The 25,960-nt window shown below is 40.4% G+C and carries 22 protein-coding genes and 1 riboswitch; of the genes, 18 read left to right on the top strand and 4 right to left on the bottom strand.

Features of this window, described 5'->3' with window-relative positions; genetic code table 11:
* Window positions 1–46: 46 nt before the first annotated feature.
* From ftsA to lpxC, 3 genes are all read left to right on the top strand, one after another.
* Window positions 47–1,309 (top strand): cell division protein FtsA, encoded by a 1,263-nt coding sequence (gene ftsA / locus ABLB96_RS01870; RefSeq protein ID WP_348896518.1) that lies wholly within the window; start codon window positions 47–49, stop codon window positions 1,307–1,309.
* A 164-nt stretch (window positions 1,310–1,473) separates the two neighbouring features.
* A complete protein-coding gene (gene ftsZ, locus ABLB96_RS01865; protein ID WP_199999723.1) occupies window positions 1,474–2,649 on the top strand; it encodes a cell division protein FtsZ in 1,176 nt (391 codons plus the stop codon).
* 110 nt (window positions 2,650–2,759) lie between these two features.
* Window positions 2,760–3,662, top strand: coding sequence for a UDP-3-O-acyl-N-acetylglucosamine deacetylase (lpxC, locus tag ABLB96_RS01860; protein ID WP_348896517.1), 903 nt, complete (start codon window positions 2,760–2,762; stop codon window positions 3,660–3,662).
* A gap of 97 nt (window positions 3,663–3,759) precedes the next feature.
* On the opposite strand, the gene ABLB96_RS01855 is transcribed toward lpxC, so the two are convergent.
* Window positions 3,760–4,200: a DciA family protein gene (locus ABLB96_RS01855; protein ID WP_348896516.1), complete on the bottom strand. Its 441-nt coding sequence runs from the start codon at window positions 4,198–4,200 to the stop codon at window positions 3,760–3,762.
* A 107-nt stretch (window positions 4,201–4,307) separates the two neighbouring features.
* Here ABLB96_RS01855 and ABLB96_RS01850 point away from each other — a divergent pair, with 107 nt between their 5' ends.
* From ABLB96_RS01850 to recJ, 10 genes are all read left to right on the top strand, one after another.
* A complete protein-coding gene (locus ABLB96_RS01850) occupies window positions 4,308–5,000 on the top strand; it encodes a M23 family metallopeptidase (protein WP_348896514.1) in 693 nt (230 codons plus the stop codon).
* Between the two features lie 251 nt (window positions 5,001–5,251).
* Window positions 5,252–7,969, top strand: coding sequence for a pyruvate dehydrogenase (acetyl-transferring), homodimeric type (gene aceE / locus ABLB96_RS01845; protein ID WP_348896513.1), 2,718 nt, complete (start codon window positions 5,252–5,254; stop codon window positions 7,967–7,969).
* Window positions 7,970–7,971: 2 nt separating this feature from the next.
* Window positions 7,972–9,909: a 2-oxo acid dehydrogenase subunit E2 gene (locus ABLB96_RS01840; RefSeq protein ID WP_348896512.1), complete on the top strand. Its 1,938-nt coding sequence runs from the start codon at window positions 7,972–7,974 to the stop codon at window positions 9,907–9,909.
* 214 nt (window positions 9,910–10,123) lie between these two features.
* A riboswitch (yybP-ykoY riboswitch) is annotated at window positions 10,124–10,320 on the top strand.
* Between the two features lie 15 nt (window positions 10,321–10,335).
* Window positions 10,336–10,911 (top strand): TMEM165/GDT1 family protein, encoded by a 576-nt coding sequence (locus ABLB96_RS01835; protein WP_348896511.1) that lies wholly within the window; start codon window positions 10,336–10,338, stop codon window positions 10,909–10,911.
* Between the two features lie 267 nt (window positions 10,912–11,178).
* Complete coding sequence (locus ABLB96_RS01830) at window positions 11,179–11,976, top strand: MBL fold metallo-hydrolase (protein WP_348896510.1); 798 nt, start codon at window positions 11,179–11,181, stop codon at window positions 11,974–11,976.
* 91 nt (window positions 11,977–12,067) lie between these two features.
* Window positions 12,068–12,433: a YkgJ family cysteine cluster protein gene (locus ABLB96_RS01825; RefSeq protein WP_348896509.1), complete on the top strand. Its 366-nt coding sequence runs from the start codon at window positions 12,068–12,070 to the stop codon at window positions 12,431–12,433.
* Window positions 12,434–12,568: 135 nt separating this feature from the next.
* On the top strand, window positions 12,569–14,035 hold the full coding sequence (guaB, locus tag ABLB96_RS01820) for an IMP dehydrogenase (RefSeq protein WP_348896508.1): 1,467 nt from the start codon (window positions 12,569–12,571) through the stop codon (window positions 14,033–14,035).
* A 148-nt stretch (window positions 14,036–14,183) separates the two neighbouring features.
* A complete protein-coding gene (gene glmM / locus ABLB96_RS01815) occupies window positions 14,184–15,521 on the top strand; it encodes a phosphoglucosamine mutase (RefSeq protein WP_348896507.1) in 1,338 nt (445 codons plus the stop codon).
* A gap of 9 nt (window positions 15,522–15,530) precedes the next feature.
* Window positions 15,531–16,187: a pyridoxamine 5'-phosphate oxidase gene (pdxH, locus tag ABLB96_RS01810; protein WP_348896506.1), complete on the top strand. Its 657-nt coding sequence runs from the start codon at window positions 15,531–15,533 to the stop codon at window positions 16,185–16,187.
* Window positions 16,188–17,888 carry a single-stranded-DNA-specific exonuclease RecJ gene (recJ, locus tag ABLB96_RS01805; RefSeq protein ID WP_348896505.1) on the top strand — a complete coding sequence of 567 codons (1,701 nt, stop codon included), beginning with the start codon at window positions 16,188–16,190 and terminating at the stop codon, window positions 17,886–17,888.
* 43 nt (window positions 17,889–17,931) lie between these two features.
* Here the strand turns inward: recJ and ABLB96_RS01800 are convergent, their stop codons facing one another.
* The gene (locus ABLB96_RS01800; protein WP_348896504.1) at window positions 17,932–18,699 is read right to left on the bottom strand and encodes a putative porin; all 768 of its coding nucleotides are present in this window, start codon (window positions 18,697–18,699) and stop codon (window positions 17,932–17,934) included.
* Window positions 18,700–19,090: 391 nt separating this feature from the next.
* Here ABLB96_RS01800 and prfB point away from each other — a divergent pair.
* The 5 genes from prfB (at window position 19,091) to ABLB96_RS01775 (ending at window position 23,943) form a co-directional block, all read left to right on the top strand.
* A protein-coding gene (gene prfB / locus ABLB96_RS01795) for a peptide chain release factor 2 (RefSeq protein ID WP_099143691.1) occupies window positions 19,091–20,186 on the top strand; the annotation gives its coding sequence in 2 pieces (ribosomal slippage) (window positions 19,091–19,162 and window positions 19,164–20,186; 1,095 coding nt in all).
* A gap of 202 nt (window positions 20,187–20,388) precedes the next feature.
* Window positions 20,389–20,691: a helix-turn-helix transcriptional regulator gene (locus tag ABLB96_RS01790; protein ID WP_002053977.1), complete on the top strand. Its 303-nt coding sequence runs from the start codon at window positions 20,389–20,391 to the stop codon at window positions 20,689–20,691.
* Between the two features lie 28 nt (window positions 20,692–20,719).
* A complete protein-coding gene (locus tag ABLB96_RS01785) occupies window positions 20,720–21,778 on the top strand; it encodes an alkene reductase (RefSeq protein ID WP_348896502.1) in 1,059 nt (352 codons plus the stop codon).
* Window positions 21,779–21,946: 168 nt separating this feature from the next.
* Window positions 21,947–23,239, top strand: coding sequence for a 3-deoxy-D-manno-octulosonic acid transferase (locus ABLB96_RS01780; RefSeq protein WP_348896501.1), 1,293 nt, complete (start codon window positions 21,947–21,949; stop codon window positions 23,237–23,239).
* On the top strand, window positions 23,236–23,943 hold the full coding sequence (locus ABLB96_RS01775; protein WP_348896500.1) for a 16S rRNA (uracil(1498)-N(3))-methyltransferase: 708 nt from the start codon (window positions 23,236–23,238) through the stop codon (window positions 23,941–23,943). The genes ABLB96_RS01780 and ABLB96_RS01775 overlap by 4 nt, the downstream gene beginning before the upstream one ends.
* On the opposite strand, the gene ABLB96_RS01770 is transcribed toward ABLB96_RS01775, so the two are convergent.
* Window positions 23,932–24,903, bottom strand: a complete 972-nt coding sequence (locus ABLB96_RS01770) for a mechanosensitive ion channel family protein (protein WP_348896499.1) — start codon at window positions 24,901–24,903, stop codon at window positions 23,932–23,934. The two genes, ABLB96_RS01775 and ABLB96_RS01770, sit on opposite strands and share 12 nt — an antisense overlap.
* A gap of 114 nt (window positions 24,904–25,017) precedes the next feature.
* Window positions 25,018–25,593, bottom strand: a complete 576-nt coding sequence (locus ABLB96_RS01765) for a DUF805 domain-containing protein (RefSeq protein ID WP_348896498.1) — start codon at window positions 25,591–25,593, stop codon at window positions 25,018–25,020.
* Between the last annotated feature and the right edge of the window lie 367 nt (window positions 25,594–25,960).

The following is a 25,960-nucleotide window of genomic DNA, read 5'->3' as shown; positions in this document are numbered from 1 at the left end:
ATAGGCAATTTGCCTGGTATTAGACAACAAAGAAATGGTATGAGTGATGAGTGAAGCTGTTCCCTCAGTTGTTGCGATTGACATTGGGACGCATAAAGTTTCAGTTTTGATTGGAAAAATTCATGCGCCGGATAACATTCAGGTTATCGGTATGGCGACTGCTCGCAATCGAGGCATGAACAAAGGAAAAATTGTAAGTCTCGATAAAGTCATTGCTGCGATTAAAAACGCCGTTGCTGAAGCGGAGAATATGGCCGAGTGTCGCATTCATAGTGCATGGGTGTCTATTCCGAGTACCGAGTTGCAAAGTTTCTATGCCTCTGGTCGTACACCGGTTGCTAATCCAGCGCATGTGATTACAACGAATGAAGTTGTGCGTGCATTAGAATTAGCAAAAGCAAGCCATGTGACTTCTGACTATTATTTAGCGAGTGCAGTACCACTAGGTTTTGAGTTAGGTGACTCTGCTGAATGGGTTCAAAACCCAATCAATATGACTGCTCATAGCATGACTGGTCATTATCAGTTGATGATGATGCCGATTGCTACCATGCAAAACCTTGATCGTGCAATGAAAGGTGCGAACATTGGGGTTGAGAAAATGGTGGTTTCTTGCTTGGCAACTGCTGAAGCAAGTTTGCTTAAAGATGAAAAAGAATATGGTGTTTGTCTGGTTGATATTGGCGCAGGCATTACCAATCTGGCAGTTTATTTAGATGGTCGTTTAGCATTAGCGCGTACGTTACAGCGAGGCGGCGAGCATGTTACTCGTGATATTGCTGCCGTGTTGCAGACAACGACTGAAGAAGCTGAACGCATTAAAATTCTGCATGGCTGTGTTGATCTGAGTGCTGTTAAACCTGATCACATGATTCAGGTAGAAGGTATCGATGGCCCTCAAACCATTAGTCGAATTGAGTTGTCAGAAATTATTATTGCCCGTTATGAAGAGATCTTTAGCCATATTCGCGAAGAACTCGAACAAAGCGGTGCAATTCATGGTTTATATCATGGTGTTGTATTAACAGGCGATGCTTGCCAAATTGAAGGTATGGTAAGTTTAGCGCGTCGTATGTTAGGCGTGTCTGCTCATTTAGGTAATCCACCGTTGCAGGTGTATGCTGATGATCAGCACCAAGCTGCATTGCGTCGATCAATGTATGCAACAGCAGCTGGTTTGCTTATGTTTAGCCAAAGCGAGTTACAAGAAGCTGTTGAGGAACCTGAAGAGGGAAGTGACCGTTCGGTATGGGAACGAATGGTGAATGGCTGGAATGCGTTTAATAGCAAACTTAAAGCCATTTTTTAGGATGTATGGATTTATTGGTAGAATTGTTAGGAAGTTGTAAGAGAAAACCACTGTACTTGACAAGGTTTGTATTGCACAGCATTCTTAAAATTAGTTATTTTTGAAAATCAAGGCAGTATACGGGCTGAAGTGACTGCCATAATGTATTAGGAACCCTAAAGGTCATGGCCTCATTTGAATTTATAGAAGATGAACTAAACGATGGCAACGGTCAAGCCCGTTTCACTGTATTTGGTGTAGGTGGCGGTGGCGGTAATGCCGTTCAGCACATGGTACAGTCTGATATTCAGGGTGTTAAATTCGTTTGTGCCAATACAGATAAACAAGCACTTGATTGCATGAATGCGCCTTTCAAAATTCAGTTAGGTGAGCAAAGTACACGTGGACTAGGTGCTGGCGCTAACCCTGAAGTGGGTCAAGTTGCAGCAGAAGAAAGCCGTGAAATTATTCGTCAGCACCTTGAAGGCACTGACATGGTATTTGTAACTGCTGGTATGGGTGGTGGTACAGGTACTGGTGCAGCTCCGGTTGTTGCTGAAGTTGCTAAAGAAATGGGGATTTTGACTGTTGGTGTAGTAACGACTCCATTTAACTTTGAAGGTCGTCGTCGTCAAAAGTCTGCTGAGCGTGGTATTGAAGCGCTTGAAGCACATGTTGATTCATTGATTATTATTCCTAACCAACGTTTGTTAAGCGTTTATGGTGATATTTCAATGAAAGATGCCTATAAAAAGGCAGATGATGTATTGTTAAACGCTGTACGCAGTATCTTTGACCTTGTGGTTAACCGTGGTCACATTAACCTTGACTTCGCCGATTTGAAAACTGCAATGAGTACTCGCGGTTACGCAATGATGGGTGCTGGTTTAGGCCGTGGTGAAGACCGTGCGCGTCAAGCTGCTGAACAGGCAATTCGTAGTCCATTACTTGATAATGTGAACATTATCAATGCGAAAGGCGTGTTAATTAACATTACTGGTGGTGATGACATCACATTACGTGAAACAGAAATCATTACTGATGTGGTTAACCAGATTGTTGATCTTGACGAAGGTGAAATCTTCTACGGTACAGTATTTGATCCAGATGCACGTGATGAATTACGCGTAACTGTGATTGCAACTGGTCTTACACGTAATGCAGCAGATGCAGAGCCAAGAAAGCGTAATACAGTAAGCCATGCATCGACTCAATCTGCACAATCTGTAGATGAAGATGATGTTCCTGCAATTAATAAACGTCAAAATGCTGAAACTGATGTGAATAATGCACCAAGTTCATCACCGCGTTCTTCGCCAATGAGCATTCAAGATTACTTGAAAAATCAGCAACGTAAGTAATTTAGCGTTCGATTTATTAAAAGGCAGTGTATAAACACTGCCTTTTTTTATTTTTGATCAATCACTAAATATGCTAACGTATAGCGGTTTTAAAAAAGAAGTTACAAAGCATGGTGAAACAACGTACTCTCAGTCGTGTGGTAAAAGCGAGTGGAATAGGTCTTCATAGCGGTCAAAAAGTGATGATCAATTTCATTCCACATACCGTGGATGGAGGTATTGTATTTCGCCGTATCGATTTGGATCCACCGGTCGATATCGCTGCTGATGCATTGCTCATTCAAGAAGCATTTATGTGCTCAAATCTTGTCACGGGTGATATTAAGGTAGGCACAATCGAACATGTGATGAGTGCAATTGCCGGTTTAGGAATTGATAATTTAATTGTGGAAGTATCTGCATCCGAAGTTCCTATTATGGATGGTAGTGCTGGTCCATTTATTTATTTGTTGATGCAAGGTGGTTTGCGTGAACAAGATGCTCCGAAAAAATTTATAAGAATATTAAAACCTGTTGCAGCTTTAATTGATGATAAAAAAGCTATTTTTAGTCCACATAATGGTTTTCAGCTCAACTTTACGATTGATTTTGATCATCCGGCATTTGCAAAAGAATATCAGTCAGCAACCATTGATTTTTCGACCGAAACGTTTGTGTATGAAGTCAGTGAGGCGCGAACTTTTGGATTTATGAAAGACTTAGACTACCTCAAAGCAAATAATTTGGCTTTAGGGGCGAGCCTAGATAATGCAATTGGTGTGGATGATACAGGAGTCGTGAACGAAGAAGGTTTACGATTTGCTGATGAATTTGTTCGACATAAAATTTTAGATGCAGTGGGTGATTTGTATCTACTTGGTCATCAAATTATTGCCAAGTTTGATGGGTACAAGTCAGGACATGCTTTGAATAATCAGCTATTACGCAATGTTCAAAGTGATCCGAGTAATTATGAAATTGTAACATTTGATGACGAGATGGACTGTCCAATTCCATACGTGAGTGTGACATAAGTCATTGTCTTTATTTGGCTACGTTATAATGTAACACTATAAAGTGTGATTTTTATCACATAATAAGAACGATTCTAATTAAGAAATGGAAAGCTCATCATTTTTTATTGCTTGCCAAACGTAGTAAAGCTTGGCTAAGCTTAGGGTCGCTCACGAAGTCGGCGGCACTACGTAACATTTCTTGTGTTTCCGGGGGGATGGATTTAGAAGGCTCAGATGGGGGCGTTATAGAAGTAGTTTTATTTCTTAAACGAACTTGAATTCTTTGTAAGTCTTTTAATCCTTCAAGTTGAGATAATTTAGATATATATTGGCTCTGTAAATAGCTGAGTTGACTAATCATTGCCTGATTTTCACCAGTAATAATTAAAGAGCCATTTTGATAACACACAACCTGCCATTGTTCCGGTTGGGGCAATAAGGGTTGGATTATTTTCGTAAGTCTTTGCCATTGCGCGACTTGCGTTGTTAGAAACGTAAGGTTTCCTGTTTTTATGTGTTTTCCGGTTTGTTGAAAAACGTTATCGGGTTTGGACATGGGTCATTCTCAGATAGATTCTTGTCTTTATCTTAAGCGTTCATTTCAATCGATATCAAGGAAGAGATCATAAGGAACTTGAGTAAGAACAGTTTCAAGAGGTTTTTATGCACACGCGTCGTATTTTATTAGCGTTTTCACTTGCCGCTTCGGCAGCATCAGTTGCTTTTGCAGATTATCAAAATATTAACCAATCTACTGACTCAGATCGATTGGAACAGTTATCAAAAACATTATCTCAAGGTTCATATACTCATCCTGATGATTTAGATCTTCCGGCGAGTGCTAAAGTTTCAGTCACTTTACGCCCAAAAACAGTTGAGCTCAACAACGACTCACTGGCAAAAAAATATGGTCATACGACTGCTAAAAGCTCTTTCAATGCCTCTTCTTCAAATCCTTATTCTTGGTTAGTGTCTCATCCTCTACCTGATAGTGTACGTGTTTCTTCTAACTTTGGTGGTCGCACTATGAGTGGTCGTGCAGAACATCATGGTGGTTTAGATATGTCAGCGCCAAGTGGCACACCTATCTATGCAACAGGTCCTGGTATTGTAACTAAATCGGGCTGGGGTACAGGTTATGGTCAATATGTTGAAATTAACCATGGTAATGGTTATTTAACGCGTTATGCACATGCTTCACGTCTAATGGTTCGTGTGGGTGATCAGGTTTCTGCTGGCGACCATATTGCGAACGTGGGTTGTACAGGTCGCTGTACTGGGCCACATTTACATTACGAAGTAGTTAAAGATGGTCAACGTAAGAATCCATCAACTTACTTAGCAATGTTGCCTTAATTACATTTCTTATAAGATCAAGGTTATTAAATTTTTGAATCTGAAAATGAACATAAACCTTTCTTAACGTAATAATCGTATAAAAAAACGCCTATATTGGCGTTTTTTTGTTATTTTGAGTCATGCTCGGTCAATGACTATTCATTCAGAAAATAATAGGGCCCCCTCACATTCACCCGTGGCAATAACTTGAGAGGGGCAAAACGTGGTAAAAATACAAAGTAGATTAGAGAACAAGGAACAGGTGAATTATGGCGTTTTACGGTGACTCCGACGCACAAGAAACCCAAGAATGGCAAGATGCATTCGATTCAGTTTTACAACATATGGGAACTGAGCGAGCGGCATTCTTGTTGGAAAAACTTTACCAACAAGCAATTGCTAAGCATGTTCCAATTCAACGTCTCAATACACCTTACTTAAATACAATTTCTGTTGAAGAGCAACCTGCAATGCCAGGCGACCAAGATATGGAACGCCGTATTCGTGCATTGATTCGTTGGAATGCCTTAGCAATGGTACTTCGTGCGAATAAAACAGGTGATGATTTAGGTGGTCACTTAGCGAGCTTCGCATCAAGTGCAACATTATATGACGTAGGTTTTAACCATTTCTTCCGCGCAAACAGCAATAACTTTGGCGGAGATATGATTTATTACCAAGGACACTGTGCTCCTGGTATTTATGCACGTTCATTCCTCGAAGGACGTTTAACGGAAGAACAGTTAAGTAATTTCCGCCGTGAAGTTGGCGGTAACGGTTTACCAAGCTATCCACATCCATATTTAATGCCGGACTATTGGCAATTCCCAACCGTATCAATGGGTCTTGGTCCAATCATGTCGATTTATCAGGCACACATTCAAAAATATTTGATGAATCGTGGCTTGATCAAAGAAGAAGATCGCAAAGTCTGGGCATACCTTGGCGATGGTGAGATGGATGAGCCAGAAAGTACTGGTGCAATTTCACTTGCTGGTCGTGAAAAGCTTGATAACCTCATTTGGGTGGTTAACTGTAACTTACAGCGTCTAGATGGCCCTGTACGTGGTAACGGTAAAATCATTCAAGAACTAGAATCTTTATTCCGTGGTGCAGGCTGGCGTGTCATTAAAGTGGTATGGGGTCGTCATTGGGATCCACTACTTGCAAAAGACAGCTCAGGCGCTTTAAAAGCGGTAATGGAAGAAACGGTTGACGGTGAGTACCAACGCTATCAAGTAAAAGGTGGTGCATACACACGTGAGAAATTCTTTGGCAAGTACCCTGAAGCTGCGGAACTTGTAAAAGATTTAAGCGATGAAGACATCGATAATCTTAACCGTGGTGGTCATGACCCGTACAAAGTTTTTGCTGCCTATGCAGAAGCAATGAAAGCTAAAGGTCAACCAACAGTGATTCTTGCGAAAACTGTTAAAGGTTACGGTTTGTCTGAAGAAATTGAAGCGGTGAACAAGACTCACCAAATCAAGAAAATGCAGATCGACTCTTTGAAATATGTACGTGACCGTTTTAACCTGCCATTTACAGACGATAAGTTAGAAGAGCTTCCATTCTACCGCCCAAGTGAAAACTCTCCAGAAATGAAGTACATGAAGGCACGTCGTGAAGCATTAGGTGGTTACCTACCTGCACGTCGTAAAGAGAGTGAAACTTTAGCGATTCCTGAATTATCTGTATTTGATGCAGTATTAAACGGTTCAGGTGGTAAAGAGCAATCTACCACTATGGTGATGGTTCGTTTAATTGCTGCTTTACTTAAAGAAAAAGCAATTAAAGACCGTGTAGTACCAATCGTTCCAGACGAAGCACGTACTTTTGGTTTGGAAGGTATGTTCCGTCAGCTCGGTATTTATGCCGCTCACGGTCAAAAATATACTCCAGAAGACCAAGAACAGTTAATGCATTATCGTGAGGCAAGTGATGGTCACATGCTTCAAGAAGGGATTAACGAAGCTGGTGCGATGAGTGCGTGGGCTGCGTTAGCGACAAGTTATTCAACCAATAACTTGCCAATGATTCCAATGTATATGTACTACTCAATGTTTGGTTTCCAACGTATTGGTGACATTGCATGGGCTGCTGGTGATGCACAGGCACAAGGTTTCTTGTTGGGTGCGACCGCTGGCCGTACAACATTGAACGGTGAAGGTTTACAGCACCAAGATGGTCATTCACATATCTTGGCGAACACAATTCCAAACTGTGTATCTTATGATCCATGTTTTGGTTATGAATTGGCTGTGATCGTACACGACGGTTTACAACGTATGTATGTGAACCAAGAGCGAGTGTTCTATTACCTAACGGTAATGAACGAAAACTACGAGCATCCTGCAATGCCAGAAGGCGCTGAGGAAGGCATTAAGCGTGGTATGTACTTGTTCGAAAAAGATGAAAAAGCAACTGTTCAATTACTTGGTTCAGGTGTAATTCTTCGTGAAGTGATTAAAGCTGCGAAAATCTTACGTGATGAATACCAAATCCACTCAAACGTTTGGAGTGTAACAAGCTTCAATGAGTTGTCACGTGATGGTATGGCATGTGAAGAATACAACCGCTTACACCCACTTGCTGAAGAAGTGAAAGAGTCTTGGGTATCTAAGCAATTACGTGGTACGGAAGGTATTGTAGTTTCTGCTACAGATCATATGCGTGCGTACAGCGAACAAATCCGTGCATATCTTCCAGATGGTCGTCCATTTGTTGCATTAGGTACAGATGGTTACGGTCGCTCAGATACACGTGCGAATTTACGTAGTTTCTTTGGTGTTGATGCTGCACATATCGTTGTTGCTACTTTGAAAAAATTAGCTGACGAAGGTGAAGTAGATGCTCGTTTAGTGAAAGATGCGATTTCTAACTTTGAGTTAGATACGGATCGTCCAGTTGCATGGGCTCCACAAGCGCATCCAGAAGTTCAGGCAGTTGCTGAATACAATGAAACGCAAACAGGTGAGGGGAACTAAGCATGCAAATTAAGACCCCTGATATTGGTGTAGATAAAGCAAACGTCGCTGAAATTTTAGTAAAAGTTGGCGACCGCGTTGAAGTTGACGACAGTATCGTTGTGCTTGAGTCAGATAAAGCAACTGTTGAAGTGCCTAGCACTTCAGCAGGTGTGGTAAAAAGCATCTTGATTAACCAAGGTGATGATGTGACTGAAGGCGTTGCTTTGATTGAAATCGAAGCAGAAGGTGCAGCACAAGCAGCACCAGCAACTGCTCAACAAACTCAAGCTTCAGCTCAGCCTGTTGCCGCTACATCAACTGCAACTGTTGATGTGACTGTACCTGACATTGGTGTTGAAAAAGCATTGGTTGGTGAAATCCTCGTTAAAGTGGGTGACCAGATTGATGCTGAACAAAGTATTGTTGTTGTAGAGTCAGATAAAGCAACTGTAGAAGTTCCAAGCAGTGTTGCGGGTACTGTAGAAAGTATTCAAGTGAAAGAAGGCGATACTGTTAAAGAAGGTGTTGTTCTTATTCAAGTGAAAACAGCAGCTGCGTCTAATGCGCAAGCAGAAGCTCCTGCTACTACAGCAGCTCCAGCTGCGGCGGCTGAACCTGTTGCTGCCAAGCAAGAAACTGTAGCAGCGGCTCCAGCTCAATCTGGTCCAGTTGATATCAATGTTCCTGATTTGGGCGTAGATAAAGCAGTTGTTGCTGAAATCTTGGTTCAAGTTGGCGATAAAGTTGATGTGGATCAAAGCCTTGTTGTTGTCGAGTCTGATAAAGCAACTGTAGAAGTTCCAAGTACTGTTGCAGGCGTTGTAAAAGCAATTCACTTACAGGCAGGTCAACAAGTTTCTCAAGGCGTGTTGCTTGCAACAATTGAAGCTGAAAGTCAAGCACCTGCTGCTCCAGTGGCAAAAGCAGAAGCGGCGCCAGCTCCACAGGCTGCAGCCCCTAAAGCAACAGCTCCTGCTGCAACTCAGTCTGCACCTGTAGCGTCGACATCTGGTACTGACAAGCTAACCAAAGAGCAAGAAGCCGAAAACGCTAAAGTGTATGCAGGTCCTGCTGTTCGTAAGCTTGCTCGTGAACTTGGCGTGATTTTGTCACAAGTTAAAACTTCTGGTGAGCATGGCCGTGTTGTTAAAGAAGATATCTTTGCTTATGTGAAGACTCGTTTAACTGCACCACAAGCAGCGCCAGTTGCGGCGACTGCACCAGCAGTTTCGGGTTTGCCAAAGCTTCCTGATTTCACTGCGTTTGGTGGCGTGGAAGAAAAAGTACTGACGCGTTTGCAGCAAGTATCAATTCCGCAACTGTCATTGAACAACTTTATTCCGCAAGTCACCCAGTTTGATTTGGCTGATATTACTGAGTTAGAAGATTGGCGTAATGAGCTGAAAGGTAACTTCAAAAAAGAAGGTATCAGCCTGACGATTATGGCGTTCATTATCAAAGCGGTTGCGCATTTGTTGAAAGAAGAGCGTGAGTTCGCAGGTCATCTATCTGATGACGGTAAATCAGTGCTCTTGCGCAATGAAATCCATATGGGAATTGCGGTAGCAACACCTGATGGTTTAACTGTGCCAGTACTTCGTAACCCAGACCAAAAATCAATTAAGCAAATTGCAGTTGAATTGGGTGTATTAGGTCAAAAAGCACGTGATAAGAAATTAACACCGAAAGACTTGCAAGGTGCGAATTTCACCATTTCAAGTTTAGGTGCAATAGGTGGTACGGCATTTACACCACTTGTGAACTGGCCACAAGTTGCAATCTTGGGTATTTCACCTGCAACGATGCAGCCTGTATGGAATGGTAAAGACTTTGATCCACGCTTAATGTTGCCGTTGTCATTGTCTTATGACCACCGTGTAATTAATGGCGCAGATGCAGCTCGCTTTACCAATAAACTTACGAAACTTCTTAAAGATATTCGTACTTTATTAATCTAATATTCTGAAATAATTAACTAAAACCTCGCTTCGGCGGGGTTTTGTTTTGTTGCCTCTTTAAATATCAGGCTGGAACAAGCAATCGTTATATCGGGTTTATTCATATAAGCACTTATTTTGCTGTGTTATTCGGTGCTGTGTGTTTATTCGGGTGGGGGTGGGTAAATTTCTTGCTTGAACATTTGAAAAATAGAATGACTTGAATATAATAAACGCATACTTCATTGGGGAGTAGCCGCTATTCACAGCAAATGTGAATAGGTGATGGTCAACATAATTGTTCAACAGAACATGGTCATCATAGCTTAAACGTCTCATCGTTCCTGAGTTGGCAAGACCTTTGATTTACCACTCTGCAATCATTTTATGATATTTGGCTAGCAGGAGGGGTAGGTCATAGGCATTTATGCTAGCCAGAGAACCGAGATGCAAGAATTTCTGATTTCTACCTCAATTGTTGCCCTTGCTGAAATGGGCGATAAAACTCAGTTGTTGGCACTTTTATTATCTGCACGTTTTCGTAAGCCAATTCCTATTTTAATAGCGATTCTTTTAGCAACTCTAATTAACCATGGTATTTCTGCTGTACTTGGTCAGTGGATTACAACGGTTCTAAGTCCCGAAATTTTAGTCTGGGTGCTTGCGGTTGGCTTCATTGGTATGGCGTTCTGGATGCTTATTCCAGATAAGTTAGATGATGAAACAGATAGCATTAACAGATGGCAAAAATTAGGTGTTTTTGGTGCGACCTTTATTTTATTTTTCTTAGCTGAAATTGGTGATAAAACCCAAATTGCGACAGTCGCTTTAGCTGCACGTTATGAAAGCATTTTTTGGGTGATGCTCGGTACAACACTAGGAATGATGATCGCCAATGCACCCGCTGTATTTATTGGTAATAAATTGGCTGAACGTTTATCTATCTCACTCATTCATAAAATTGGTGCGGCTATTTTCTTCATCGTGGGTTTTTCTACACTAGTACAGCATTATTTCTTCTAAATTATTTTCAATTTATATAAAACGCATTCATTAAGGGTGCGTTTTTTTTTGAGTGTTTAAGTAGTTAAGCTTCAAGATAAAGTATATTTAAGGAGACTATAAAGATCGCCAATTTTTTGATGATTCATTTCTAGAATAAGAAAAGTAAAATCAATTTTAAAATATTATGAGAAATATCAAGCAATTCATTGCAAGCCTCTTAGAATCCCTTTATTTTAGTATGGATATAAAAATATCTAATATTTAAAAGTTTTTTGGGGAAATTAAATGGGGTTTGAAAAAACAACATCTCAGATATTATTTGATAATGGTGTGCATAAATGTATTAGTTTTACCAGCTTGGTCAAAGGTGAGGGCATACAAGCCAATCAATTTTTAATTATTGATCATGGACGAGCGGCTGTTATTGACCCAGGGGGTGATTTGACCTATGTCCCACTCACTATGGAACTTAATAAATATACTCGTCTTAAAAATCTAGACTATGTGATTGCTTCGCATCAAGACCCAGACATTATTACTTCAATGCCACGTTGGTTGGTCTATACAGATGCTAAAGTGGTTGCTTCTAAATTATGGGCACGATTTTTACCTCACCTGAATTCCTCATTTATGAGTGAGCGCATGAAAGGAAATTGGGAAGATCGTCTTATTGAGTTGCCAGATCGTGGGCAAGTGATCCAGTTGGGCGAATCAAAGCTTGTTATGGTTCCGGCACATTTTCTACATTCGGTAGGTAATTTCCAGTTTTATGACCCAGTTGCCAAAATTTTATTCTCTGGCGATATGGGGGCTTCAATTGTCGATGATGCTAGTCTGCCTCTAAAAGATTTTGATGCCCATGTGATGAAAATGAAAGCTTTTCACCAACGCTATATGTGTTCCAATAAAGTCATACGCTTATGGGTCAATATGGTTCGTCAAATGGATATTGAAATGATTGTGCCGCAGCACGGTATTCCATTTATTGGCAAAGAAATGATTAACCAGTTTTTAGACTGGATTGAAACATTGCCATGCGGCGTAGATTTAATGACTGAACAAATTTTTAGCTGTCCAACATAAAAAGTTAGGTTCAATATCTTGAGTCCAATTTGAAATTTTTTTAGGATTTTGCGTCACAGAAAAATTTTTGATGACGAGAATTTGAATAAAAATGTTATCTCAAGTTGCGACTCCAGATGAGTGCCTACGCTGTGGGGCGTGTTGTGCACATTTTCGGGTTTCATTTTACTGGGCTGAGGCCGAGTTCATAGATGAACATCTGGTCGAACCTTTGACACCCGTTTATTCTTGTATGCGTGGAACCAATCAAACTCAGCCACGGTGTCAGGCTTTAACGGGTGAAATTGGTAAAGAAGTAGGATGTTCTATTTATGCTGTGCGTAGTTCTACTTGTAAAGAGGTGCAGATTGCTGATGAACAGTGTACGAAAGCGCGCTTGGCGCACCAGCTGATTCCTCTAATTGAAGTAAGCCCAGCAGATTCAGAAAATGATCATGACTATGATCAGGTGAGCTAAATATGAGCTAACCTAATAATAAGTGGGAAATATTTAGAGTGGGCGGATATCTATTGCTGAAAAAGGCAAAGATTATATGAAAATTGCATTGAAATTTGTTTATAATAGCTCACGGAATTTACCAGTGAGATTGTTATGCTGACCATCGTTCAAGAAGCGCTAACCTTCGATGATGTCTTATTACTTCCTGCCTACTCTACTGTTCTCCCAAAAGATGTCTCTCTAAAGACACGTTTAACTCGCGGCATTCATTTAAATATCCCATTAGTTTCAGCTGCAATGGATACAGTGACTGAGTCACGTATGGCGATTGCAATGGCGCAAAATGGTGGTATCGGGATTTTGCACAAAAACATGGATATTGCTGCTCAAGCTGCAGAAGTACGCCGTGTTAAAAAATTTGAAGCGGGTATGGTGAAAGATCCAATCACTGTAACCCCAGAAACTACAGTACGTGAACTTATTGCAATTACCGGCGCTAATAACATTAGCGGTGTACCTGTTGTTAAAGACGGCAAGGTTGTTGGTATTGTGACAGGTCGTGATACGCGTTTTGAAACCAATTTAGAACAACCGGTTAGCAATATCATGACAGGCCAAGATCGTTTGGTGACTGTGCGTGAAGGCGAATCTAAAGAAAATATTCAAGCATTATTGCAAAAGCATCGCATTGAAAAAGTTTTGGTTGTTGGTGAGAACCACGAACTCAAAGGTTTAATTACGGTAACTGACTTCCGTAAAGCTGAGAGTTATCCAAACAGTTGTAAAGATGATCTTGGTCGTTTACGTGTTGGTGCTGCAGTAGGTACAGGCGTTGAAACACCAAGTCGTGTGGAAGCATTAGTTGAAGCTGGTGTTGACGTTATTGTTGTTGATACAGCACACGGTCACTCTGCTGGTGTTATTGAACGTGTACGTTGGGTAAAACAAAACTTCCCTCAAGTACAAGTCATCGGCGGTAATATCGCAACTGGTGATGCTGCATTAGCATTATTAGATGCAGGTGCAGATGCTGTAAAAGTAGGTATTGGTCCTGGTTCTATCTGTACGACACGTATTGTGGCCGGTATTGGTATGCCACAAATTTCTGCGATTGATAGCGTTGCTAATGCATTGAAAGATCAAATTCCTTTAATTGCAGATGGCGGTATTCGTTTCTCTGGCGATATGGCAAAAGCAATCGGTGCGGGTGCAAGCACAATCATGGTTGGCTCACTTCTAGCGGGTACTGAAGAAGCACCGGGTGAAGTTGAATTCTTCCAAGGCCGTTACTACAAAGCTTACCGTGGTATGGGCTCATTAGGTGCAATGGCTGGAGCAACAGGTTCTGCTGACCGTTATTTCCAAGATTCAAAAGCGGGTGCTGAAAAGTTAGTACCAGAAGGTATTGAAGGTCGTGTTCCATATAAAGGCCCAATGGGTAACATCGTTCATCAGATGATGGGTGGTTTGCGTTCATCGATGGGTTATACAGGTTCATCAGTAATTGAAGATCTTCGCCAAAATGCGAAATTTGTGAAAATTACTTCAGCGGGTATGTCTGAGTCACATGTTCATGATGTAACGATTACTAAAGAAGCTCCGAACTATCGTGTCGGTTAGTTTTTGGTAACCAAATCAATGCAGAAAGCCGTCATTACACTGACGGCTTTTTGTTTTTGGTGTAAAGTAAATCTAATGAAAAGACATATGGCAGAATAGCCATATACGAAATGAGCCACGGCTGAAGTGGCGTAAAATGAGATAAGCTATGAGTTATTTTGGAACAGATGGTATTCGTGGAAAATTTGGGCAAACGCCTATTACACCAGAGTTTGCTTTAAAATTAGGCTTTGCTGCAGGGAAGGTATTAAAACGAACGAGTCCAAAAAATAAACCGCTTGTTGTATTAGGAAAAGACACTCGTTTATCTGGTTATATTTTAGAGGCCGCTTTACAGGCAGGATTAAACGCTGCTGGTGTATATGTTCACTTACTTGGTCCATTGCCGACGCCAGCAATTGCACACCTTACTCGTGCATTACACGCCTATGCTGGCATCGTAATTTCTGCATCACATAATCCATACTTTGATAATGGTATTAAATTCTTTTCAAGTGAAGGCAAAAAACTACCAGATTCATTACAAGAAGAAATTAATAGAGAATTAGAAAAAGATTTATTGATTGAAGACACTGCAAACTTGGGTAAGAGTATTCGAGTAAATGATGCAAATGGTCGCTATATTGAATTTTGTAAATCTACATTTCCCTATCATTTTGATTTAAATAATTTAAAAATTGTTGTGGATTGTGCTCATGGTGCAGCCTACAGCGTCGGTCCTTCAGTTTTTCGTGAACTAGGTGCTAAAGTTATTGCTTTATATAATGAGCCAGATGGTTTAAATATTAATGAAAACTGTGGTTCAACACATCCTGAACACTTACAAAAAGCAGTGGTTGAGCAAGGCGCAGATCTAGGGATTGCTTTTGATGGCGATGCTGACCGAGTAGTGATGGTTGATAAGTTTGGTAACTTAATTGATGGCGACCATATTTTATATATTTTAGCGACTCAAGCTCAGAAAAAACCTGTGGGCGTGGTCGGTACTGTCATGAGTAATATCGCACTTGAAGTCGCACTTGAAAAAGCGGGAGTTGGCTTTGTTCGCGCGAAAGTCGGTGACCGTTATGTACTACAAGCATTAGAAGAAAATGGCTGGGTTACAGGTGGAGAACCATCTGGTCATATTTTAACTTTAGATAAGAGTACAACGGGTGATGCCATTATTGCGGCATTGCAAGTATTAACGGTGATGGTTGAGCAGAATAAAGCACTTCATGAATTAGTTCAGGACTTTAAATTATTCCCGCAAGTTCTTGTAAATATACGCTTAGAGCAAATGCTTGACCCATACTCTATTCCAGCGCTAGTGACTGAGTTTAATAAGGCCGAAGAGCAACTTAAAGGACGTGGACGTATTTTAGTTCGTAAGTCTGGAACTGAGCCAGTGATTCGTGTCATGGTTGAAGGTGATAACGAGCAAGAAGTAAATGCTTTAGCTGAACATTTAGCAAATGCAGTTCGTTCACAAGCACAGGTTGCATAAGGTATAGCCATGAGTGATGTCATTAAAGACTTAAGTGAATTACGCTTAAGCTATGAACAAGGTGAATTGTACGAGACTCATGTCGCTAACAATCCACATGAGCAATTTTTAGGTTGGTTTAATCATGCCTTAGCGGCTAACTTGCACGAACCGTATGCAATGTCATTGGCAACAGCCAGTGCTAGCGGTCGTCCACATGTCAGAACTGTATTATTACGTGGTGCGACAGAAGCGGGTTATGATTTCTATACCAATTATGACAGCCAAAAAGGGGCTGATCTGGCAGATAACCCATATGCTGAATTGTTATTTTATTGGCCGAGTTTAGAGCGCCAAGTCCGAGTGGGTGGACATGTGGTCAAAATTCCTGAACAGGAATCTACAGACTATTATCATAAACGTCCCCGTGATAGTCAGATCGCCGCTCATATTAGTACACCGCAAAGTGGAAAAATCGAAAGCAGAGAGTTGTTACAGCAGCGCTTTCAAGACTTGCAACAACAAGTTGAAAGCCGTGAAGTACTCGATAAGCCAGAGTTTTGGGGTGGATATCGTTTGCAACCGGATTATTATGAATTCTGGCAAGGACGACCAAATCGTTTACATGACCGCTTGAGTTATGAAAAAATCGATGGTCAATGGACGTTGCACCGGCTGATGCCTTAAATGACAAAAATACAAATTAAACAAAGACCTTTATTGACACGCCCTGAACAGTTTCAGGGCGTGCCTCCGTTTATTGCTGAAATTTTGGCAAGACGTGGCGTGCAATCAGAGCAAGAACTTGAGCTAAAACTTAAGAATTTACTTGCGCCCGCACTTAAAGGGTTGGATGCTGCTGTATCATTAATAGATCAAGCTATTGATGAGCAAAAAAAAATTGTTATTGTCGGGGACTATGATGCGGATGGGGCAACCAGTACAGCATTAATGGTACTCGTGCTTCGCGATATGGGGGCACAAGTCGATTATCTGGTGCCAGATCGTTTCAAATATGGTTATGGCCTTACTCCAGCGATTGCTGAGCTTGCTCATCGAACTTATCAACCAGATTTGTTAATTACGGTAGATAATGGAATTTCCAGCCATGCTGGCGTTGATTCTGCACATGCCTTGGGCATGCAAGTGATTATTACCGATCATCATTTAACAACAAAAGAAACACCGCTTGCTGAGGCGGTGGTCAATCCGAATCAATTGGGTTGTGAGTTTCCAAGTAAAGCGCTTGCAGGGGTAGGGGTCGCATTTTATGTGCTTGCCAATTTGGCAAGTTTACGTAATAAACAGGGCAAAACTACCAGTAAAGTTACCCAATATTTAGATTTAGTTGCTTTGGGAACATATGCTGATGTCGCTGTACTCGATTACAACAATCGTATATTGGTAGATGCAGGCTTAAAACGCATTCAGCAACATCAATGTCGAGTTGGAATATTGGCATTACTTGATATTGCGGGTCGAGAAGCAGCCTCTTTACGAGCACAAGATTTAGGATTTGTAATAGGCCCTCGTATTAATGCCGCGGGGCGTATGGAAAGCATGCGCATTGGTATTGAGTGTTTATTAGCTGATTCTATGGAAACTGCCTACCCGATTGCTCAGCAATTAAATCAGTTAAATATAGAGCGTCGTCAAGTTGAAGGAGAGATGAAGCAACAAGCTTTATCTGCTTTAGATAGCTTGCAACTTTCAAAAGAAGATATTCCTGCAGCGCTTGTTCTATTTGAAGAAAATTGGCACCAAGGTGTCATTGGTATTGTTGCGGGACGTTTAAAAGAACAGTTCCATCGGCCTACTATTGTTTTTGCACCAGATGAAGATGGTATTCATATTAAAGGCTCAGCACGTTCAATTGATGGAGTCCATATTCGAGATACGATTGAACAAGTCGCGGAGCAACATCCTGAGCTCGTAAGCCATTTTGGTGGGCATGCAGCAGCAGCAGGTTTGACAATACGTAAAGAAAACTTTGAGGCTTTTAAACAAGTATTTAATAACTGTGTGGCTTCAATGGATGAGTCTATCTTTCAAGCGACCTTATGGACTGATGGTGAGCTCCCTGTTTCTGCTTTGCAGTTAGATACCTTGAACTGGATTGAGCAGTTAGGGCCTTGGGGACAAAAATTTCCACTCCCTCAGTTTGAAGGGAATTTTAAAGTTATTGATTTCCGTTGGCTCAAAGACACACATTTAAAACTTAAATTGGCTTTAGATCATTATAGTTTCGATGCAATTGCATTTAATGCTGCAGGTCGATTTGAATTTGATCCGATGCGTGATCATGTACATCTAGTTTATGAAATAGACCGTAATGTGTTTAATGGTAATGTGAGTTTACAGCTGCGAATTGTGCATTTAAAACAATAAAAAAATCCGCTCAATTGAGCGGATTTTTTTAATCTAGGTAAGATTAGAAGCGGTATGCTGCACGAACACCATAAGTGTTGTCGTTATCACCGAAACCAATGCGACCTTCAACACTTACTTGCTGATTTAAGAATTTCTTAGCATTAATGCCCCATTCATCTTTATCAGTTAAGTCATTGTTGTAGTAGTCCACACCAAAACTTAAAGTTTTATCGATGTAGTAGTCACCACGAACTTTATATTCGTCAAGGTCACCAAACGCGCCATAAGCTTCAAGGTTTACGTCATGTTGACCAACTTGAGTTACGTATTTAGCACGAACAGTAGGGTCTGCGCCGTCTTTACCATTTTTCTCGTCATAACCTTTAACACCCAAAGCAAGTAATAAGCCCGGTGCTGGTAAATAACCTACTTCAGCAGCATAAGTTGTTACTTTTTGGTCGTAGTTAATACGGTCGATTTCATACTCGTTTCTGCCTACATCACCGCTAAGGTAGAAGTCGGTGTTAGGAACATAGTATTCAATACCTACGCCATATTGAGTGTCTTTAGTACCGCTGTTATCGCCATAGTTAACGTGTGCGTTAACGTTGCTTGCACGGTTTAAGAATGCTGCTTCAGCAAGCGGTGAATTACGTGTTTGAACAGGGTTGAAATAATAAGTCCCATCAACACCGAATTTGCTTACGCTGCTGCCGTTATCTGGATCAAGATAAGTGTAAGAACCACCAACTTCAGCTTGGTAAGCTTTTGCTGCGCCACTTACTGCAAGCGCAGATAAAAGAGCTGATGCAATTGCTAGTTTTTTCATGGAATCTCTCCCCTCTAAAAACGATTTTATAAATGTTTTGTTACAACTTTTAGTCTAGAGCAAAATCAATTACCGTCAATCTTGTACAAGTAACTGGACTGTAACCATGTTCAATTTATGTAATTATATTTAATTTAAATAATTGATTTAATTTAATAAAAATAGAATGTTTAATTTTATTAAAATTGAGGAGATTTTGTGTAGAAACTCAAAAATGCTGGAAAAGTACCCAATTTTGTATGGGGATGTTACGAGTCAATCTTAAAATCATCTGAAAGAAATTAAAAAACTTATAGATTGAAATCAGAGTTAGAGATTAAAGCAGGTTCGAAGATAACCAGAGCTATGATAAAATATGCGACTGTTTATCTGTTTTTATGGGAACACTCGCGTGGAAATTAATCCTTATCTAAACCAATTGAAAGACTTAACTGATCGTAGCCAAACACTACGGGGGTATCTTTGACTACGATCTGAAAAAAGAACGTTTAGAAGAAGTTTTACGTGAGTTAGAAGACCCTGCGATCTGGAATGATCAAAACCGTGCTCAGGCAATGGCAAAAGAAAAGGGCGAACTAGAAAACGTTATTAATGTGTTAGATGGTTTATCTACACAGCTTGAAGATGCCAAAGCAATGCTAGATTTAGCTGTTGAAGCTGATGATGAAAGCTTGCTTGTAGATGTGCAATCTGAGCTTGGTGCTGCCGAAGAAGAATTGGCAAAGCTTGAATTCCGCCGTATGTTTAGCAACCCAATGGATCCGAATCCTTGTTATGTCGAGATTCAGGCAGGTTCAGGTGGTACAGAAGCACAAGATTGGGCTTCAATGTTATTACGTATGTATATGCGCTGGATCGAACGTCACGGTTTTAAAGCAGAACTTATGGAAGTATCTGATGGTGACGTAGCGGGTATTAAATCTGCAACGATTCGTGTTGAAGGTGAATATGCATATGGCTGGTTGCGTACAGAATCTGGTGTACATCGTTTAGTTCGTAAGTCACCGTTTGACAGTGGTAACCGCCGTCATACTTCATTCTCTGCGGTATTTATTTCCCCAGAAGTTGATGACAATATCGAAATTGATATTAATCCTTCAGATGTTCGTACTGATACTTACCGTGCATCGGGTGCAGGTGGTCAGCACATTAACAAAACAGATTCAGCAGTTCGTTTAACGCACATTCCATCTGGGATTGTGGTGGCATGTCAAAACCAGCGTTCACAACATGCGAACCGTGATCATGCATGGAAACAGTTACGTGCGAAATTGTATGAACTAGAAATGCAAAAACGTAACGAAGCGGCTCAAGCACTTGAAGACTCGAAGTCTGATATTGGTTGGGGTAGCCAAATTCGTTCTTACGTACTTGATGACTCTCGTATCAAGGACTTACGTACAGGTGTTGAAAACTCAAATACTGGTGCGGTTCTTGACGGTGACCTTGACCGCTTTATTGAAGCAAGTTTAAAACAAGGGTTATAAGAGCCTATTAAGCTTTTATTTCTCGATATGAACTCTTAAATTTTTAGCGATTAAAACGGCAAAGCAGTTCAGTGATCGGAAGTTAATCGGAAAAACACGATATGAATATCGAAAAAAATGGATATGAATATCGCGAAAATACGATATTATGTTTTCGAAATGCTGAACAAAGCTTTGTTCGTTTAAAAGACGTGTTGAGCCTATGGATATTGATGCAATTAGCAAAGCCCTAGCCAATCCTCTGCGTCGGCAGATTCTGCAATGGTTAAAAGAACCTGCGCATTATTTACCGGTAGAAGAGTGCGGTGGTAGTTTCGAAAAAGGGGTTTGCGCAGGTCATATTGAACGTTTGGGTAAAGTAGCTCAGTCTACAATGTCCAATCATTTGTCTGTTTTACAGCAGGCCGGTCTCATTCAAGTCCAGAAATATGGGCAATGGTCTTATTTTTCACGTAATGAAGCTTTGATTCAGCAATATATCGAACATTTAAAACAGACACTTTAAAACAAATAAAGTGTAAGTCGAGGCGATCATGGCTGAACTCAATACTCCTTTAACAGTTGGTGATTTTGAAATTAAAAATCGACTGGTAATGGCCCCATTAACACGTGCACGTAGTGGCGAGAGCCGTGTTCCAAACGATCTAATGGTGGAATATTATCAGCAACGTGCAAATGCTGGTCTCATTCTTACTGAAGCAACAGTAATCGGTTCAAAAACTGTGGGTTATGCAGAAACTCCGGGGCTTTGGTCACAAGAGCAGGCACAAGCTTGGAACAAAATTATTGAAGCAGTTCATGCGCAAGGTTCAAAAATTGTTGTTCAACTTTGGCATGTAGGCCGTATTTCGCATCCTGAGCTTTTGGATGGCGATATTCCAGTTGCACCAAGTGCGATTCAACCTGCGGGTGAAGTGAGTCTATTACGTCCTAAACGTCCATATGTAAAACCGCGTGCACTTTCAATTGAAGAAATTCAAGAAGTGGTTGCTCAATATAAACATTCAGCAGAACTTGCTAAAGCTGCTGGTTTTGATGGTGTTGAGTTACACGCTGCAAATGGTTATTTAATTGACCAGTTCCTTCAAAGTAATACCAACCAGCGTGATGACCAATATGGTGGTCCAGTTGAAAACCGCGCACGTTTGTTATTAGAAGTGGTTGATGCCTTTATTGAAGTGTGGGGCGCTGGACGAGTTGGTGTACATATTGCACCGCGTGGCGACTCTCATGATATGGGTGATGAAAACCCGTTGGCGACATTTGGTTATGTAGTTGAGCAGCTTAGCCAACGTAATGTAGCTTTCATTTTCTCTCGTGAATATGAAGCTGCCGATAGTATTAGTCCTAAACTTCGCGAAAAATTTAATGGTGTGTGGATTGCCAATGAAAATCTGACACCAGAGACGGCAAAACGTATTTTGCGTGAAGGTCAGGCGGATGCGGTGTCTTTTGGTAAGGCTTATATTGCTAACCCAGATCTTTTACAGCGTTTAGAGCAAGATTTACCTTTAAATGATCTTCAACCAACGACTTTATATGCGAAAGGTGCTGAAGGTTATACAGACTATCCAGCTTTAGAAGCTTCATAAAATCATTATTTTATTTTGATTTACCATTTGCTGAACTTGCTCTTTCGTGAGTTCAGTCAATGACTTTTCTTGTATATGGTAGAGTTTAGGTATCGAAACTCTGCCATTTTTTTTATCTATGTTATATTTTCCCCAGTTTTTAAATTTTGACTATTTGAGGCAAACCGCTTGGCGACCCCATTTTGGTACAACACAGCACTACATTTATTAAAACCGTTTTATCGCTGGCGGATAAAAAGACGTGCAGAAAGTCTAGAATTATATCATCAGGAATGTCTGGAAAGATTTGGACCATTTGAAGATCCGAAAAATATAAAAGCCATCTGGTTTCATGCTGTCTCAGTTGGAGAGACCAATGCTGCACAGCCTTTAATCGAGCATTATCTTAAACTTGGGCAGCCGGTTTTAGTCACCAATACTACAAAAACTGGTCAAGCACGTGCTAAGTCGCTCTTTTTGAAAGAACCTTATCTAGATTTATTTCAAGCGGTTTATTTACCGGTAGACCAAAAACCGCTTTTAAAACAGTTTTTCGAATCATACCAACCGAGACTTTTGGCACTAGTTGAAACTGAGCTTTGGCCAAATTTAATCGATCAAGCCAAATTGCAGCATGTACCTTGTTTGCTACTTAATGCTCGACTATCTGAAAAATCGGCAAAGGGTTATAGCAAAGTCTCAGGTTTAACTGCTGGTATGTTAAAGCAAATCGATTGGGTGTTAGCACAAGATGGTGCAACCCGTCAGCGTTATGTCGAGCTTGGTTTAGATGAGCATAAGAGTCAGGTCGTTGGAAATATTAAGTTCGATATTCATGCCCCTGAGGCTTTTATTAAACAAGCTGGCCAATTGCATCAGCAGTGGTATTTAGCGAATCGTCAGGTTGTGACAATTGCTAGTACACACGCACCCGAAGAACAACAAATTTTGGAAGCACTCGCACCTCATTTAAATTCAGATCGTGAGCTGGTATGTATTGTTGTGCCTCGCCATCCTGAACGCTTCGATGAGGTATTTGAGGTTTGCCAAAATTTAAATTTAATTACTCATCGTAGAAGCATGGGGCAAAGTATTCATGCAAGCACGCAGGTTTATTTGGCCGATAGCATGGGTGAGCTTTGGCTATGGTATGCCTTAAGTCAGGTTTGTTTTGTAGGTGGTTCTTTAAATGAGCCGGGTGGTGGACATAACATTTTAGAGCCGATGGTTTTGAATGTACCTACAGTGGTTGGGCCGCGTTACTTTAACTTTCAAACGATTGTTGATGAGTTCATTGATGAAAATGGCGTGTTGATTGCCCAAGATGCACAGCAGGTGGTTGATATCTGGCTGGCGTGTCTAGCAGAACCAGAAGCCACTGAACAACTCATTGCACAGGCACATAAAGTATTACAGCGTAATCAAGGTTCCTTACAAAAACATATTGGAGTGATTAATCGCTATTTGGCCGAAAAATCATGAATATCGTTTTATTAGAACCTGAAGATATTCAGTCAGAGATCTGGTCGATACATTCAAAGCGTCAAGTGCAGCATTTGCATGAACATCTTGATATTACGGTCGGCCAGAATCTGAAAGTGGGTATTCGAAACGGTGCTCGTTATCTCACAGAAATTGTTTCAATTAACGAACAACAAGTTTGTGTCCGTCCCGTTCATGAAGAGGCCGTACCAGCAAAACTTCCAGTTCATTTAATTGTAGCTTTACCAAGACCCAAAGTTTTACGCCGTTTAATTATGGACAGTGTAACTTTGGGAGTGCAAAAAATTAGTCTGATCCATAGTTATCGCGTTGATAAAAGCTATTGGCAAACTCCGTTTTTACAGCAAATTGATCATTACGTTACGCTCGGGTTAGAGCAAGCAGGTGATACGATTGCCCCTGAAATTCAACTTTATAAACGCTTTAAACCTTTTGTTGAAGATGTTCTACCCACCCTCATTTCGGAAGAAACCCCCGCCTTTGTTGCTCATCCTTATGCTGAGCAGAGTATGCCAAACAATGTTAGTCACGCCTGTACTGTAGTTGTTGGACCTGAAGGTGGATTTATTCCTTATGAAATTGATTTGCTCACAAAAAACGGCTGCCAAGCAGTGAGCTTAGGCAACCGTATTTTAAGAACTGAAACGTCTATTTCTTATATTTTAGGCCGACTATTTACTTGAGTTTTCAGAGCTCAAAGGTAAATGATTTGCGGCCATTTTTAATTCCTGAATAGGGTAAGGAATATTAATGCCGTTAGCATTAAATGCTTGTTTTACTTCGGCCTGAATTGTACTGGTAGATGACGAAATATCGGTTTCAGTGGTATTAATCCACCAGCGTACCGTAAGGTTAACCGAGAAATCTGCCAAAGCTGTTACATTGACAGAGAACGAAGGCTGACTGAGTACATTCCGGTCATTATTTAGAATATCTAAAATAATTTTTTTCGCTTTTTGTTCATCATCGTCATAGCCAATACCTACTACAAATTCACAGCGTCGTTGCTGGTAAGCTGTATTTACAGTTAAAGCACTCGTATAAACAGTTGCGTTTGGAATAACAATACGACGACCATCTGGTGAGCGTAAGAAAGTTGCACGAATCTGAATATCTTCAACCGTTCCTTCAAGTGAATTTACAACAATTGAGTCGCCAATACGGAATGGTTCACTGAGTAGAATTAAAATACCAGAGAGCAAGTTTTGGAAAATATCTTTAAATGCAAAACCAATTGCGACAGAGCCGATCCCCAACGCACTCATGAGTTGCCCTGGTGTAAACCCCGGAATCATAATGACTAAAGCAATTAAGAAACCAAAGAATAAAATTGCTGTACTACCAACACGGTTTAAAACTAGAACTAGATTTTGACGTGTATAAGAGCGGTTTTCTAAAGTTTTACGAACAAAGAACTTAAAAAATTTGGTGAGTAGCCAAAAAATAATAAAAACGGTAATCGCAATGCAAATATAAGGTACACGTTCCCAAAAACTATCTACAATTTTGTCGATAGTGGTATAGGCATCATGATATTTTTCAGTATGCGCTAAAACTGTTTGGGTGGTTTTAGTGCCTGCTTCTTGCAAAAGCTCACCTGTATTTTTTGCAACTTCCGTTAAGGATTTTTGTTCATCAGCCACGACAAGTCTCTATAAAATAAATTGATGAAATCTGTTTTCCGGCTTTCATCATAGTAGGAGATAAAATGTGCGCCTACTATAATGAGTTCATCTAAATAATAAAGTGTTTTTTAATTAAAAGTATTGCGTTCCTTTTTGTAAGATTTGTGTAGGTGTTTCTAGCGTGCCTGTACCCCAGAAGTAGTAAAAAAATCCTGCGGTAGAAATAACAGTAACCAAAATAATGAATAGAATAAACCAAGCCATCAGTTTTTCTATAAAGGTTGAAGATCTGACAGGGCCATACTGATTTGGACCTGCTGTACCTGAGGCAAGTAATAAATAAAGCATAAAAAAGAACTGTACTAATGGAATAAATATGAGTAGTCCCATCCAGCCACTTTTATTTAAATCGTGTAGACGTCGAACAACAAGAATAATATTGAGATAGATGAGAAATAGCCAAAAAGCCCAGGCTACTAAAGCACTTATACCGGAAAGAGAGCTATAAAATTCAAAATTAAACAGATCACTAGAAAGCTGAAAGCTCCCAAGAAATGAAGCTAAAATGAAATAGCCCATAAGGGTGACTAAATAAATCAGCCCATATCCACCCAAATAACTCATGCGATTAAAGCGTCCATGAATTGAAAAAGGGCTATCTTTAAACGGGAGTTGAGGAGGAAGAGAAGAGGGAGTTTGGGCAAACATTTTATTGTATTCCTGTGCTGCGTCTAAAAGCTAAAATAATCTTTGTTGATGGTCAAAACCATCAAAACTTGAAAAAATTATAAATGTAATACGAGGGTCTGTTTATATTTTATCTATGATTGCGACAGAGAATACTTTTTAGATGATGTTAGGCAGATATTATGAATATTTAGTCATTCTAAATGAGTAATGTCTAACGACACAGCATCAAAAAGTATTTCTGTCCCAAAGGGTTGTAGCTAAAATTACCCAAAACTGCGTTATGAAATTTGACAATAGGGGTGCTATTTTCTGCATTTCATGCCTTGTTTCGTGAAATTTTAGCTTACAACGCAATTTATATATAAAGTATGAACAGACCCTATAG

The organism is Acinetobacter sp. XH1741, from assembly GCF_041021895.1.
Lineage (GTDB): Bacteria > Pseudomonadota > Gammaproteobacteria > Pseudomonadales > Moraxellaceae > Acinetobacter.
Note: the sequence above shows the minus strand (reverse complement) of the source record. Positions and strands in the feature narration are given on the sequence as shown.

Coding starts and splice junctions, on each gene's coding strand:
- ABLB96_RS01830 (WP_348896510.1), top strand. CDS start 11,179: ATGGGGTTTGAAAAAACAACATCTCAGATATTATTTGATAATGGTGTG.
- lpxC (WP_348896517.1), top strand. CDS start 2,760: ATGGTGAAACAACGTACTCTCAGTCGTGTGGTAAAAGCGAGTGGAATA.
- pdxH (WP_348896506.1), top strand. CDS start 15,531: ATGAGTGATGTCATTAAAGACTTAAGTGAATTACGCTTAAGCTATGAA.
- ftsA (WP_348896518.1), top strand. CDS start 47: ATGAGTGAAGCTGTTCCCTCAGTTGTTGCGATTGACATTGGGACGCAT.
- aceE (WP_348896513.1), top strand. CDS start 5,252: ATGGCGTTTTACGGTGACTCCGACGCACAAGAAACCCAAGAATGGCAA.
- ABLB96_RS01850 (WP_348896514.1), top strand. CDS start 4,308: ATGCACACGCGTCGTATTTTATTAGCGTTTTCACTTGCCGCTTCGGCA.
- ABLB96_RS01825 (WP_348896509.1), top strand. CDS start 12,068: ATGTTATCTCAAGTTGCGACTCCAGATGAGTGCCTACGCTGTGGGGCG.
- ABLB96_RS01765 (WP_348896498.1), bottom strand. CDS start 25,593: ATGTTTGCCCAAACTCCCTCTTCTCTTCCTCCTCAACTCCCGTTTAAA.
- ABLB96_RS01855 (WP_348896516.1), bottom strand. CDS start 4,200: ATGTCCAAACCCGATAACGTTTTTCAACAAACCGGAAAACACATAAAA.
- ABLB96_RS01790 (WP_002053977.1), top strand. CDS start 20,389: ATGGATATTGATGCAATTAGCAAAGCCCTAGCCAATCCTCTGCGTCGG.
- glmM (WP_348896507.1), top strand. CDS start 14,184: ATGAGTTATTTTGGAACAGATGGTATTCGTGGAAAATTTGGGCAAACG.
- recJ (WP_348896505.1), top strand. CDS start 16,188: ATGACAAAAATACAAATTAAACAAAGACCTTTATTGACACGCCCTGAA.
- ABLB96_RS01775 (WP_348896500.1), top strand. CDS start 23,236: ATGAATATCGTTTTATTAGAACCTGAAGATATTCAGTCAGAGATCTGG.
- guaB (WP_348896508.1), top strand. CDS start 12,569: ATGCTGACCATCGTTCAAGAAGCGCTAACCTTCGATGATGTCTTATTA.
- ABLB96_RS01835 (WP_348896511.1), top strand. CDS start 10,336: ATGCAAGAATTTCTGATTTCTACCTCAATTGTTGCCCTTGCTGAAATG.
- ABLB96_RS01840 (WP_348896512.1), top strand. CDS start 7,972: ATGCAAATTAAGACCCCTGATATTGGTGTAGATAAAGCAAACGTCGCT.
- ABLB96_RS01800 (WP_348896504.1), bottom strand. CDS start 18,699: ATGAAAAAACTAGCAATTGCATCAGCTCTTTTATCTGCGCTTGCAGTA.
- ftsZ (WP_199999723.1), top strand. CDS start 1,474: ATGGCCTCATTTGAATTTATAGAAGATGAACTAAACGATGGCAACGGT.
- ABLB96_RS01785 (WP_348896502.1), top strand. CDS start 20,720: ATGGCTGAACTCAATACTCCTTTAACAGTTGGTGATTTTGAAATTAAA.